Here is a 12,784-nt window from a genome sequence, read left to right as displayed (position 1 = left end):
GGGGGCGCCGTTGCGGGGTCGCGAACTCTCAGTCCTGCCGGGCGGGTGACTCCAGAATCAGGTTCTCGATGCCGGCCGCGGTGGCCACAGCCAGGCTGAGGCTGCCGATTCCCTTGGCTTGATCCTGCTTCTGCAGGGCATCGAGCTGGGCCTGAAGGCGCTTTTCCAGACGCGGATAGACACCTTGCCCCACTCCCCGGCCCGAGGTGGCAATGGCCACCACCACCCGGGTATCCTGCAGGACGAAACTGCGTCCGTCAACGCGCAGCTTGTCGGACAGCATGATCGCGTTCAGCACACCCAGCACCTCACTGATTTCGGTCTGGACGCCCTCGAAGATGCGTGCCAGGGCCAGCACCTGCTTGCCCTTGACCACGGCGATGTCCAGACCGACCAGCACGGATTCCTCGTCGAAGCGGGGTGCCGAATAGACCCGCGGAATGCGTTCCATGCGCTTGCGCTTCTGCTTGGGGTCGTTGAAGATCTCGATACCGTCATCCTTGCGGTAGTGGTGGCGCAGGGCTTCGGCAATGGCGGCAGTTACCGTTCCGAACTTGCGGGCCATGAAGTACCTCCTGGAATTCTCCCGTCCGGACCGGGGCGAGTGGGGTTGTCGCGGGGTGAAACCGGTTTAACTGTGCAAGCTGTGTAACGCCAATGTGCTACAACGAAACAGACCGGCCACATTCAATTTTCTTCCGTCAACGCAAGAATCCTTGCAGAAACGCAGCGTCAGCGACTGCCATCTTCGTCCGTAGAAAATGTTCAGTGCAGTGGCCGCAGCGCGCCGGTGAGCGGTGCTTTCCCGCGCAGGTCCCATAATACGTCATGCCGGATCAAAATGGAACTCTCGCGGCGCAGCGATTTCCGGGAACACGAATAACACGGCCCTGACTTCCGGGAAAATTCTGGAAAGGGTATAATTCGCGGCCGACACACGCTTGCCACACTCCCGGTCAACCGGGTGCACGAGGGTCAGTTGCTGCTCCACAGTTTGATCAGGGTAAGAAAGACCACCACGAGGAAGACCGGGCGCACGAATCCCGCACCACGGCGCACCACCAGCCCCGCGCCCAGCCGCGCGCCCAGCAGCTGGCCCGCCCCCATCACCAGGCCCCCGGCAAACCAGACCTGCCCTCCCAGCAGAAACCAGAACAGGGCCACCAGGTTGCTGGTCATGTTCAGCACCTTGGTCAGGCCCGTGGCGCGACGCAGTTCCAGTCCACCGAGCAGCACAAGGGCGAAGGTCCAGAAACTGCCCGTGCCCGGACCCAGAAACCCATCGTAGAACCCCAGCAGCGGCGCGAAGACCAGCAGCAGCGGATACAGGGCAAGGCGGCTGCGCGATTCAACCAGGCCCAGCCGGGGGCGAAACAGGAAGAACAGAAACACGGCCAGCAGCAGCCAGGGGATCATGGAACGCAGCAGGCTGCCATCCAGGCGCTGCACCAGCAGAGTGCCCGCTGAAGCTCCCAGGATCACCAGCAGGATCGCCGGGCGCAGGCCCTTGAAGCTCACGACCCCCTTGCGGAGATAGACCGTGCTGGCTGTCACACTGCCGAAGGAACTCTGCAGTTTGTTGGTGGCCAGCGCCACCTGGGGCGGCAGACCGGCAGCCAGCAACACGGGCACGGTCAGCAGACCGCCACCCCCGGCGATCGAGTCGGTGAACCCGGCCAGCAAGCCCGTGCCGAAGAGCAGAAGCAGCAGCATGGGTGAATCCGCGAGAACCGGCAGCATTCCGTCTCCTCTGTCTGTCGCCTTGTCCGGGCGACTGCCGCTGGATACATTGCATCCCAAACCAAGGGAGTCCAGATGTTCGAAGTCAAGACCCGGGTCAACCTGTCACACACGGATGCCGCCGGTGTGGTCTTCTTTCCCCGGCACCTGGAACTGGCACACATCGCCTTCGAAGAGCTGATGCGCCATCTGGGCTGGGGCATCGAAGGCATGCTCACGGACGGGCGCTGGTTGCTTCCGGTGGTGCGCGTCGAAGCCGATTATCGGCATCCCTTGCGCATGGGCGATGCCCTGAGCATCCGGATCGTGCCGGCGCGACTGGGAGAGTCCAGTTTCACCCTCCGCAGCAGCCTGATGCTGGATGAGACCCTGGCCAGCGAGATCCATACCTGGCATGTCTTCCTCGATGCCGATGACAAACGCCCACGGCCCTTGCCGGACTCCCTGCGGAAGGGACTCAGCGCACTCCAGGACTGAGCCAGCGGTCCAGTTCGCCCCGTGCCAGCCGCCGCTCCAGCTCACCCCAGGGTGTCTTCAATGCGCCAGGTCCTTCGGGCCAGCGGTACCATGCATCCGGTTGAGCCGGGCGGGCCAGCTGTGAGTTCAGCCAGATTCGCCAGTCAGCGGGCAACTCCATCACACCGGACTGCAGGCGCAATACGGCCACCGGCCGTTGTCCCCAGTGCTCATCCCGAATGCCCAGCACACAGGCCTCCTCGACCAATGGATGGGCCAGCAGATGGCTCTCGATCATCTCGGGATACAGGTTCTCGCCGCCGGAAACCAGCATCCGGTCGCGGCGCCCCAGGACCTGCAGGCGTCCCATTCGATCCACGCGTCCCAGATCGCCAGTCGGGAACCAGCCATCGGTTCGGGGCGCCCGGCGAAAACCTCCTTGCTCGATCCAGCCTTCACACAGCATGCTGCCGCGAATCTGCAGCTCCCCGGCTCGGACACGCACCTCCCTGCCCGGCAACACCTCGCCACATCCAGCCCGAACATCTGATCCCGCGGGTGCCGCTCCGGGCACAGCCGTGCAGACCTGGCTGGCGCTCTCGCTCAGTCCCCAGGACGGTGCGACCCGAACCCCAAGGGCCAGCGATCGCCTGCGCAGCTCCTCGTGCAGCGCGGCGCCCCCGACCAGTACCAGGCGTGCGGCCCGCAGCGCAGGCACACAGGCCGGGTTGGCCAGCAATTGACGCAACTGGGTCGGCACCAGACTCAGATGGCTGGGAACGGTGCGGATCACAGCGGCAGCCAGACTTTCGCCAGTCCGGGGCAACACCAGCGCCCCACCGCCCAGCAGGGCCCGGAAGAGCAGGGCCAGCCCCCCCACGTGATGCAGGGGCAGGGCCAGCAACCAGCGATCGCCGGGGGCAAAGGGCATGCGTGCGTTGGCTCCCGCCGCACTGGCGAGCAGCGAGCGCAGGCCATGGCAGACGATGCGTGTGCGTCCGCTGGATCCCCCGGTGGCCACCAGCAGATGGGGCGCCGGTCCGGGAATCGGGACCCGCGCCGGGCCGGGCTCGAAGGGACTCCACTGACCGGTTTCAAGCTCGAGCCGCAGATCACAGCCCGCGAGGTGTGCACGCGCGTCGGCCTGGACCAGCGGCTGGCGCGCGTCCTGGGGAAACACATCACATCCGGCGTGCAGCAGCTCCAGCAATTGGCCCGGAGCCTGGGGCAGCATGCCCGGTGCGGGCCAGCGGCAGGCGATCCGGTGGCCCGCCGGAGGTGTCACGAACCCGGAAGGCAGTGGAAGACCCAGGGCGTGCGCCGGACCTCGCCCAGCCACGGCACCCGACAGCCCCGGAAGTTGGCCCAGCACGAGAGGCTTCTGGGAACGGAACCAGCTGCGCACGCGCTGCCAGGCCAGAACCGGACGCCGAGGCTCGTGCCACAGTGGCCAACGAGTCATCATACGCTGCATGGGTGTGCCGGGCTCGGGCGCCAGCCAGCCATGGGTGCCCAGACCGTGGGCGGTCCGCGCCGCAATCGCGGCTGCCCAGCCCGCGAGCTGCTGGAGTCCCCAGGCACTTTCGAAACAACTGGAGAACACGAGGGAACAGCGCGCGTCCGCGCAGAGCGCATGCCATTGGCGCAGCCTGTTCACTCCTCCGGCCAGGGCTGGTTTCAGGATCACTGCCTGCGGACGGTGTCGAGCGATGAAGGCCGCCTGCTCTGCCTGATCGGCGTCCAGCGGAAGCCCTTCGTCCAGGGCCAGCGGCAGATTCAGCGCATCACAGAAGGCGCGACTGAGTGCCGGTGATGCACAGGGGTCCTCGAGCCACTGCACGGGCAAGTCATCCCGCCAGCGCGCGATCTCCGGCAGATGATGCTCGGTCAAGCGGCAATTGGCATCCAGACGCAGCAAGAGCGAGCCGGGCGCCAGCTCCAGTCGCTGGAGCTGGCGAGTCAGCTGCAGACGTTGCTCGACCAGGGATTCCGTTGCCAGTTTGATCTTGTACACCGCGGGCTGGACCGGGATTCTGGCGGGAAGACCCGCGTGATCCAGCAGGGGCGCCACGTGCAGGGTGCTCTCGCGGGGCGCGCCCAGCCACTGCCATGGACGTTGCGAGTGGATATCTCCCCAGAGACCGAGCGCGGCCTGGTCCAGGGCGCACTCCAGACAGGCGGGTGCCGCGGGCGACCATCCGGGCAGGGGCTGCTGGGGACTGTCGAGCCACAACGACAGTTGCTGGCCCCAGGCTCGGGCGTGGCGTGCCAGCAGACCTTGCAGCTGTGCGGGTGTGTCGCGGTGCAAGCCCGGCAGGGGTGCGGCTTCGCCCCAGCCTTCGTGTCCTTGGGCATTGCGCCAGCGCAGGTACAGCACGGTTCGGCGGGACACGGCGCGTCCACGCACGGGCAGGGGGCGAACCAGCGGAAGCTCCAGGCTGCCCCATTCCAGATTGAGGTGGCTCACACCAGGATTCCCACGGACCAGGCCAGCCCGTAGAGCAGCAGAGTCTTGCCGGTGCCCGCCAGGGCCTGGTTGAGAATCGGTCCCTGGGCCGTCAGGACCAGCCGGGCCGCGGGAAGTGCCAGCAGAATGGACGCGCTGGCCAGCAGCAGGGCCGGTCCCGCCGCGCCCGTCCAGACCTGGAACACGGGAATCAACGCGGCCCCCACCAGGCAGACCATGTACTGCGAACGGGCATAACCGACACCGAACCGCACCACCAGGGTGCGCTTGCGGGCCACCCGGTCCTGCTCGCGGTCGCGCAGATTGTTCACCACCAGCAGGGCCGCCGAGAGCAGTCCCGGACCCACTCCGGCCAGAGCCGCCCGGGGCACCCATTCCAGCGCCAGTACCCAGACCGTGCCGGCCACCGCCACCGGCCCGAAGAACACGAAGGCGAACACGTCACCGAGTCCATTGTAGGCCAGCGGGAACGGGCCGCCCGTGTAGAGCACCCCGAAGGCGACCGCGAGCACACCGATCACGAAGATCGGCAACCCGCCCCGGGCCAGCAGGACCGCGCCAATGGCAACGGCCAGCGCGAAGGCCAGCACGAAGGCCCGGCGCACATCCCGGGGTGACATCAACCCGCTCTGGGAAAGACGTCGTGGCCCGATGCGTTCCGCCGTGTCCGCGCCCTTGCGGAAATCGAAGTAGTCGTTGGCCAGGTTGGTGCCAATCTGGATCAGCAGGGCGGAGAGCAGCACCAGGACCGCCAGCATCCATTGGCGTGTGCCATGCGCGGCCGCCCAGGCAACTCCCATCGCCACGGGTGCCAGCGCCGCTCCCAGAGTGCGCGGACGAAAGGCGCCCAGCCAGAGTGTCAGCTTGTGCATCTCACCTTCCACGAAATCCGCGAGTGCTCAGGGGTGACGCGTGAACTGACCGAACTCGGGGGCTCGCTTCTCCAGGTAGGCATTGCGTCCTTCCTGGCCCTCTTCCGACATGTAGAACAGCAGCGTCGCGCAGCCGGCCAGCTCCTGCAGTCCGGCCTGGCCATCGCAGTCGGCGTTGAAGGCCGCCTTCAGGCAGCGCAGGGCCAGCGGCGAATTGGCCAACATCTCGCGGCACCAGGCCACGGTCTCCTCTTCCAGCCGGGCCAATGGCACCACCGTGTTCACCAGGCCCATCTCCAGGGCCTGCTGGGCGTCGTACTGGCGACAGAGGAACCAGATTTCGCGGGCCTTCTTCTGCCCCACGCAGCGCGCCAGATAACTGGCTCCGTACCCGCCGTCGAAGGAGCCCACGCGCGGACCGGTCTGGCCGAAGCGCGCATTGTCGGCCGCGATGGTGATGTCGCACAGCAGGTGCAGCACATGGCCGCCGCCGATCGCATAGCCCGCGACCATGGCGACAACGGGCTTGGGGCAGCTGCGGATCTCACGCTGGAAGTCCAGCACGTTCAGTCGCAGCACGCCGCTGCCATCGTCATAACCCGCATCGCCACGCACACGCTGGTCGCCCCCGGAGCAGAACGCCAGCTCCCCCTGACCGGTGAGGATGATCACTCCGATCTGGCTGTCCTCGCGCGCATCCTGGAGCGCGGCGCGCATTTCCATGACCGTCTTCGGCCGGAAGGCGTTGCGCACTTCGGGCCGGTTGATCGTGATCCGGGCGATGCCTTCCGCTTTGTGGTACAGAATGTCCTGCCAGCTTCCGCTGGCCTGCCAGTCCACCGCACTCATGCCGTCCTCCTTCTGGCTGACCGTCAGCCGATCTGATTGATGAATCGTGTGATCTCCCGCGCACAGCCCGCGGGGTCCTCCTCGAGGAGGGCGTGGGCGACGCCGGTCAACACCACTCGCTGTGCCCGGGGAAGCTGCTGCTGCAAACTCCGCGAGAGCGTGGCATAGGCCGCATCCTCTTCGCCCGCCAGCAGCAGCACGGGCAGATCGAGGCGCGCCAGTTCTTCCTGGAACACGGGCAGCTTGCCCGGGCTGAAGAAGACCAGCGCGCGCGCCAGTTCACGGGGATCGCTGCGCAGGCGCCGTTCCAGCACCGCCGGGAATCCGGGACGGTGTCTCAGCTCGCCGAACAATGGCTGGCGGTACCAGCTGTCCAGAAATCCCGGAAAGTCCTGCACCAACTCACGCGCCCGTTGCTCGTCCAGCCGGAGGCGTGCGGTGCGTGCGTCATTTCCGGCAAGTCCTGCGGACGATGCCAGCAGAATCAGTCCGTCCAGCTCATGCGGACAGCGCAGGGCCAGCGCCAGCGCCAGGCGCCCTCCGAGGGAATAGCCGGCCAGAAAGCGGGGCCGCGGTCCACACTGGCGCAGCGCGGATTCGAGCCAGTCCAGCGTGCGCTCGAAACCCGAGCCACCGGCAGGCCAGCTCTGGGGTGGCAGGCCGTGTCCGGGCAGGTCCAGCGCGGTGACACGCGCCACGTCCTGCAGTCGGAGCGGGCTCCAGTCGTCCGCGGATCCCATGAAGCCGTGCAGCAGGAGCAGGCTGGGGCGTGGCGCGTCGGTGGCGCGCGTGTCACGGGTCATGCCAGGTTCGCCAAGGCTTCCAGCAGGTCCCGCTGGCGTGTGGCGGCCGCTCCTGGCGGGCAGCGGAATTCCACCAGACCGGGCCGTCCGCTGCTCCAGGCGGCCGCCAGCGCATCACGCAAGCCGGAAAGCCCGGTTGGGCACCACGAAGGCAGTCCCATGGCCCCGCAAACCTGCTGGATATCTACATCGTGCGGGGTGTCGAACCAGGGATGGAAGTGCCGGTTGGCAACCACGGGCAGATGATGGAAGATGCCGCCGCCTTCGTTGTTGACCACCAGGATGGTCAGTGGAGCCGAACTGCGGGCCACGGGCAGCAGGGAGTTGAGATCGTGCAGCAGGCTCAGGTCGCCGCAGAACAGGGTCAGCGGCCCAGCCAGGGCCTGGCAGGCTCCCAGGGCCGAGGCCAGCGTGCCGTCGATGCCGCTGGCACCTCGCGCGGCCAGCACCTGACGGCACTGCCCTTCGCCGGCCCAGCGCGCCATGTCGCGCACGGGCATGCTGTTGGCACACCAGATGGCGTGTCCGGCAGGCAGCTCGCGAGCCAGCAGGCGCGCCAGTTCCACTTCACCCCCGGTACCTAGTGTGTCGCATTCCTGGCTGAGCTTCCGTTCGATCCGCCGATCCGCGTTCATCAGCTCGTCCGCCCAGGCTCGATCCGGCTGTCCTGCCGTTGCGAAGGCATTGCCGACCAGGTCCGCAGCCTGCCCGGCCGGAACACAGAGCCGCAGGGCCTGGCTGTGGGTGGGGTCCAGACGCCGGGGCGAAGGATCCAGACAGGCCAGGGCACGCGTCTCCCGCTGGGATACGAACTCGCCCAGCGCGGACGACACCAGGCGCGCGCCGAACTGGATCACCGCGTCGCAGCGCTCCAGCAGGGGCGATTTCAGACGCGCCAGCAAGTCGCCGTGTCGGACCAGATTCCGCTGTGTGCCATCCAGACGCAGGCCCGAGAGCAGATCGACCAGCAGGGGCACCCCCAGCAAGCTGGCCAGTGCCGCGACCGCCAGCGCATCTTCGTGACGCCGCGTGTATCCCAGCAGGAAGACCGGATGGCGAGCATCTGCAAGCAAGCGGGCCAGTTGCGCACTGGCATCGGGGTTGGGCGCGGGTGCTCCGTAGCCACCGGCTCGCCAGGGTTGTCCGTTGGCACGCCAGCTCTCAAGTCCCGTGAGACAGGCCACTTCAAGCGGGGACGGCGTCGGTTCCAGAGGTTTCTCGAAGGGCAGATTGAGCAGCACGGGGCCAGCCTGTGGGCCCTTGCAGCGGTCCACGGCCTCGTCGACCGAGGCCAGCAGCCAGTCCAGCGGGCGGCGGTCGTCGGGCAGGGGCAGGTCCAGAGACGCGCGCAGAACGGAGGCCAGCAGTCCCGCGTGCTCCACGGTCTGGTTGGCACCCGTGTGACGCAGCTCAGGAGGGCGATCGGCGCAAAGCAAGAGCAGCGGCAGATCATCCTGATCGGCTTCCACGGCCGCGGGCAGCAGGTGAGCCACCGCGCTGCCCGAAGTGGTCAGCACCAGGGCTGGCTGACCGCTGGCCCGCGCCCACCCCAGCGCCATGAAGGCAGCGGCGCGCTCGTCATGCGCGCGTTGAAGCTGAAAGCCGCCGTGTTCCACCAGTGTGATGGTCAGCGCCGTGTTGCGGCTGCCCGGGCAGAGCACGGCAAAGCGCAGGCCTTTGCGATGCAGTTCTTCCACCACCAGGCTGGCCACCAGTTGGCTGCGGTTCTCAGTGCCGATGGGCATGCATGGTGCTCCTCGAACGGGGTGATGACTCGGGCTGCAGCCCCAGCGCCGACTCCAGTACGGCCAGCTTGTGGCGGGTTTCCTGCCATTCGGCGTCCACATCGGACCCGGGCACCAGTCCGGCACCCGCGTACAGCCTGAGGGTGCGCCCCTGGAGTCGGGCACTGCGAATCCCCACGCTCAACTCGGTCCAGTCAGGGCTCAGTGGCCCGACCAGTCCTCCGTACAGGCCCCGACTGTGGCTTTCCAGACTGGCCAGCAATGTGCGCGCGGCCTCCCGCGGGGTGCCACAGAGGGCGGGTGTGGGATGCAGGGTCCGCACCAGCGCCAGGTCGCCCGAGTCGGGCGTCCGTCCGGCGTGCACCGTGCTGCGCAGGTGCAGCAGGGAACCCGCCTGGCTGGTGTGCACGGGCCCGCAGTCGATCCGGGTGGCGCCGGCCTCGCGCAGCTCGCGCACCAGTGCCGCGCTGACCAGAGCCTGTTCGCGCCGATCCTTGTCCGAGTCCATCAGCTCGGACTCCAGATCCGGGCTGGCGGTTGCGTGTCCGGCCTGGCGCGTGCCGGCCAGCGCATCGCACCAAAGTTCGTGACCGCCACGGCGGTAGAGTTTCTCGGGACTGAGCGCCAGAAAGGAGCCCGCGTCGCCCGCGGCAACCACCAATCGTGTGCCCTGGTCGGCGGGCAAACGCTCCAGCAGTTCGAAGACATCGGGTGCCGCATCCCACTGGTAGTCGCGCCAGCAGGACAGCACACACTTCTCCAGCGCGCCCGAGTCGAATCTTTCCAGAATCCTGGCCACGCCCTGATTCCACTGCTCGCGCGATGAGTCGGCCAGCAGGTGCGCCTTGAGGACACGCGAGGGCCTGTCGGACACCGGTTCGGCCAGCAGCGCCTGCAATCTGGCCAGGGCAGACGCCGTGTCAGGGGCATCGCAGGTCCAGCTCAGCTCCAGCCCGCGAGAGTCACCACACAGATGAAACCTGGGCTCCAGCAGGCGCGGATGGGCCAGTTCGCCCCAGTCTCCATTCTCCGGACTCGAGGAGAAAGGCCAGATCAGCAGTCCCCGGATCTCGGCGGGCAGGCGCGCGTCGGGCGCAGACAGGTCCACACGGCGAGCCTGCCCAAGCCCCAGTTGCCAGTGTCCTTCCCGGGCCTGCCAGAACCACCGCGAGCCGTCATTGCGTTGTCGCATCCAGCGGATCCAGCCTTCCGGGGCCATCGCCGGCAGCAGCCACTCCAGTCGGAATCCATTGGCCCCGCGGCAACTCAGTGGCTGCTGAGAGGCCAATCGATCGCGAAGCTCCCGCCAGGGCTCATGTCCGCGCTCGGTCACCGCGGGCTGCCCGCCAGATATCGCTCCGGGCCGGGTGCACCCTGGCCCACGGGGGCCATCCGTCGTCCGAGAGGCTCGCAGAGTGCTTCCAGTTCGCGCCGCAGGCCGGAGAATGCCGCGGGTGTGAGACTCTGCTCCCCGTCACTGAGCGCCGTGTCCGGGCGTTCGTGCACTTCAAGCATCAGGCCATCGGCGCCGGCGGCCACCGCGGCCCGGGCCACCGCCCCCACCCAGCGGGCGTTGCCCGTGGCGTGTGACGGATCGGCGATCACGGGCAAGTGGCTCCACTGCTTGAGAATGGGAATCGCATTCAGGTCGAAGGTGTAGCGTGCCGCGGTCTCGAAGGTGCGGATCCCGCGTTCACAGAGCATCACACGGGGATTTCCGTGCGCCATGATGTGCTCGGCGGCCAGCAGAAGTTCCTCGAGCGTGGTGCCAAAGCCCCGCTTCAGCAACACCGGTCGCTGGATGCGGCCCAGCTCGTGCAGTAGCTCGAAGTGCTGGCAGAGGCGAGCGCCCACCTGGATCACGTCGGCCACAGCGGCCACGGCATCCAGGTCCGCAATGCTCATCACCTCGGTGACCACCGGCAGGCCGGAGACCTGGGAAGCCTGTCGCAGCAGTGTCAATCCTTCGTGACGCAAGCCCTGGAAGGAGTAGGGATTGCTGCGGGGTTTGAACGCTCCTCCGCGCAGAATGTGCGCGCCCTCGCGTGCCAGCAGACTGGACAGCTCCAGGATCTGCGGAGCGCTTTCCACGCTGCAGGGGCCGGCCATCAGGACCAGCTGGTCTCCGCCGAACGTGATGCGCCCCACGGGAATCCGGGTGTCCTCGCTCTGCCAGTCACGCCCCGCAAGGATCCAGGGCAGCGACTGGGTCCAGGCCCGGCGGATGCCGGTCAGGGCCGCCAGTTCGCGCACGAGGCGTGGATCGGCCTGGGCCAGCTCAGCGAATGCGAAGGGCCGGGCCCCCTGGAAGTGCAGTTGCAGGTCCAGCCCCAGTTGGCGTGCCCTCTCGAGCAGGCGGTCCCGCAGTTCCGGATCGGGCATGGGGACGAATTCCAGCACCAGCAGGGTACGGCGAGCGCCCTGGGAGGACGCGGGTCGATCAGCCATTGGGGGCATCCTTTCCGGACGGGGCAGAAGGGTGAGTGTCGCTGGGCTCGGCGCCCGGTTCGGGCTGTTGGCAGAGGCCGCCGGTCATCATGTCCACCAGATCATCGATCCAGGCTTCCAATGCCAGCGGGTCATGGTCCTTGCCGTGATCCATGGGCGAGAGGTGCTCCATGTAACAGGCTTGCAGGAAGCGTTCGAAGACCGAATTGACCAGGAAGGACGCGCGCTCGATGTCCAGCCCGGGGCGCAGTTCTCCACGCGCGGCCGCCTCTTCCAGGATTCCCGCGAGGAAGCGGCGGCTGCGGCGATGCAGGGCTTTCAGCTGCTCGCCGCCGAAGGGCGCGTCGCCCGATTGCAGCAACTGGAAATAGAGACGCGCGAGGCGTGGATGACCGTCGATGAATACCAGCCCGCTGGACAGCAGGCGTCTCAGCCTCAGGGGCAATGGCTGTTCGCGGGTTTCGTCGCGCACGGCACGCAGCCAGTGGCGCACCTCGCTGGTCGCCAGTTCCAGCAAGCCCAGGAACAGATCCTGTTTGCTGCGAAAGTACTGGAACAGGCTTCCCTTGCTGATTCCCGCATTGCGCACCAGCGAATTCATCGAGGCCGAGCTGTAGCCCTTGCGAGAAAACTCTTCGGCAGCCGCCGCGAAAATACTGGCTTGCTTGCGTGGGTCCAGCTGCTGGTAGGCCGTGGTGGCGTTGGCCAGCTCGGGTGAGACCTTTACGGGACTCAGGTCGAGGTCTGGATCGGGCAGCGACATCGGCCGGGCCTTCCATACATGCAGTGCCTGTTCCGGATCGATCGGCACGACTGACCAGGTGGTCAGTGACCGGGTGGTCAATCTACTGCCGACGCTCCGGATCCTCAATCGGGATGGACAGGCATTCCAGGGCCACGACCGGACAGAGGCCACAATTGGACAAAAAATCTCGTTGCCACTTGCATCTGAATAACTTTTGGGTTATATAGGGCGCAATTCAAAAACAACGGAGGCCACCAATGGCAACTCAAAATCTGGACCTGGAAAACTTCGAAGCAACCGTGACCAAGGACGGCATCGTGCTGGTGGACTGCTGGGCTTCCTGGTGCGGCCCCTGCCGCATGTTCGGCCCGATTTTCGAAGCCGCTGCCGAGAAGCATCCCGACCACGTCTTCGGAAAACTGGATACGGAGAACAATCCTCAGTTGGCCGCGCAGCTCAAGATCCAGTCGATTCCCACGATCATGGGCTTCCGCGACGGGATCATGGTCTTCCGTCAGGCGGGCGCACTGCCCGAGGCCGCATTCGAGGACCTGATCGGCAAGATCGAAGCTCTGGACATGGAAGACGTCCGCAAGAAGATCGCCGCCCAGAGCAAGAACTGACACACCTCGGCAATCGGGGGTGGACTCACGCGTTGG

General features: G+C 66.8%; 12 protein-coding genes. 2 read left to right on the top strand and 10 right to left on the bottom strand.

Annotation, left to right across the window (positions count from 1 at the left end; translation table 11 throughout):
• Positions 1-28: 28 nt before the first annotated feature.
• Together H6678_05810 and H6678_05805 are read right to left on the bottom strand one after the other, a co-directional pair.
• A complete protein-coding gene (locus H6678_05810; protein ID MCB9473307.1) occupies positions 29-565 on the bottom strand; it encodes a hypothetical protein in 537 nt (178 codons plus the stop codon).
• A 410-nt stretch (positions 566-975) separates the two neighbouring features.
• Entirely contained in the window at positions 976-1,740 is a 765-nt protein-coding gene (locus H6678_05805) for a TSUP family transporter (protein MCB9473306.1), read from the bottom strand.
• A 75-nt stretch (positions 1,741-1,815) separates the two neighbouring features.
• Here H6678_05805 and H6678_05800 point away from each other — a divergent pair, with 75 nt between their 5' ends.
• Positions 1,816-2,217: an acyl-CoA thioesterase gene (locus H6678_05800; GenBank protein MCB9473305.1), complete on the top strand. Its 402-nt coding sequence runs from the start codon at positions 1,816-1,818 to the stop codon at positions 2,215-2,217.
• Here H6678_05800 and H6678_05795 read toward each other — a convergent pair.
• The 8 genes from H6678_05795 to H6678_05760 form a co-directional block, all read right to left on the bottom strand.
• Positions 2,198-4,663: an AMP-binding protein gene (locus H6678_05795; GenBank protein MCB9473304.1), complete on the bottom strand. Its 2,466-nt coding sequence runs from the start codon at positions 4,661-4,663 to the stop codon at positions 2,198-2,200. The genes H6678_05800 and H6678_05795 overlap by 20 nt on opposite strands.
• Positions 4,660-5,535: a 1,4-dihydroxy-2-naphthoate polyprenyltransferase gene (locus tag H6678_05790; GenBank protein MCB9473303.1), complete on the bottom strand. Its 876-nt coding sequence runs from the start codon at positions 5,533-5,535 to the stop codon at positions 4,660-4,662. The genes H6678_05795 and H6678_05790 overlap by 4 nt, the downstream gene beginning before the upstream one ends.
• 27 nt (positions 5,536-5,562) lie before the next feature.
• A complete protein-coding gene (gene menB / locus H6678_05785) occupies positions 5,563-6,384 on the bottom strand; it encodes a 1,4-dihydroxy-2-naphthoyl-CoA synthase (protein ID MCB9473302.1) in 822 nt (273 codons plus the stop codon).
• Between the two features lie 23 nt (positions 6,385-6,407).
• Positions 6,408-7,187, bottom strand: a complete 780-nt coding sequence (locus tag H6678_05780; protein MCB9473301.1) for an alpha/beta fold hydrolase — start codon at positions 7,185-7,187, stop codon at positions 6,408-6,410.
• Positions 7,184-8,932, bottom strand: a complete 1,749-nt coding sequence (menD, locus tag H6678_05775; GenBank protein MCB9473300.1) for a 2-succinyl-5-enolpyruvyl-6-hydroxy-3-cyclohexene-1-carboxylic-acid synthase — start codon at positions 8,930-8,932, stop codon at positions 7,184-7,186. The genes H6678_05780 and menD overlap by 4 nt, the downstream gene beginning before the upstream one ends.
• The gene (locus tag H6678_05770) at positions 8,916-10,124 is read right to left on the bottom strand and encodes an isochorismate synthase (GenBank protein ID MCB9473299.1); all 1,209 of its coding nucleotides are present in this window, start codon (positions 10,122-10,124) and stop codon (positions 8,916-8,918) included. Before H6678_05770 ends, menD begins: the two co-directional genes overlap by 17 nt.
• Before the next feature lie 137 nt (positions 10,125-10,261).
• Positions 10,262-11,314, bottom strand: a complete 1,053-nt coding sequence (gene aroF / locus H6678_05765) for a 3-deoxy-7-phosphoheptulonate synthase (GenBank protein ID MCB9473298.1) — start codon at positions 11,312-11,314, stop codon at positions 10,262-10,264.
• A gap of 58 nt (positions 11,315-11,372) precedes the next feature.
• The gene (locus tag H6678_05760; GenBank protein MCB9473297.1) at positions 11,373-12,143 is read right to left on the bottom strand and encodes a TetR/AcrR family transcriptional regulator; all 771 of its coding nucleotides are present in this window, start codon (positions 12,141-12,143) and stop codon (positions 11,373-11,375) included.
• A gap of 239 nt (positions 12,144-12,382) precedes the next feature.
• Between H6678_05760 and trxA the strand changes: the two genes are divergently transcribed.
• Entirely contained in the window at positions 12,383-12,748 is a 366-nt protein-coding gene (gene trxA, locus H6678_05755) for a thioredoxin (protein MCB9473296.1), read from the top strand.
• Positions 12,749-12,784: the final 36 nt, after the last annotated feature.

Source organism: Candidatus Delongbacteria bacterium (assembly GCA_020634015.1).
In the GTDB taxonomy this organism is placed as follows: Bacteria; CAIWAD01; CAIWAD01; order CAIWAD01; family CAIWAD01; genus JACKCN01.
This window is presented reverse-complemented; position numbering and strand designations above follow the sequence as displayed.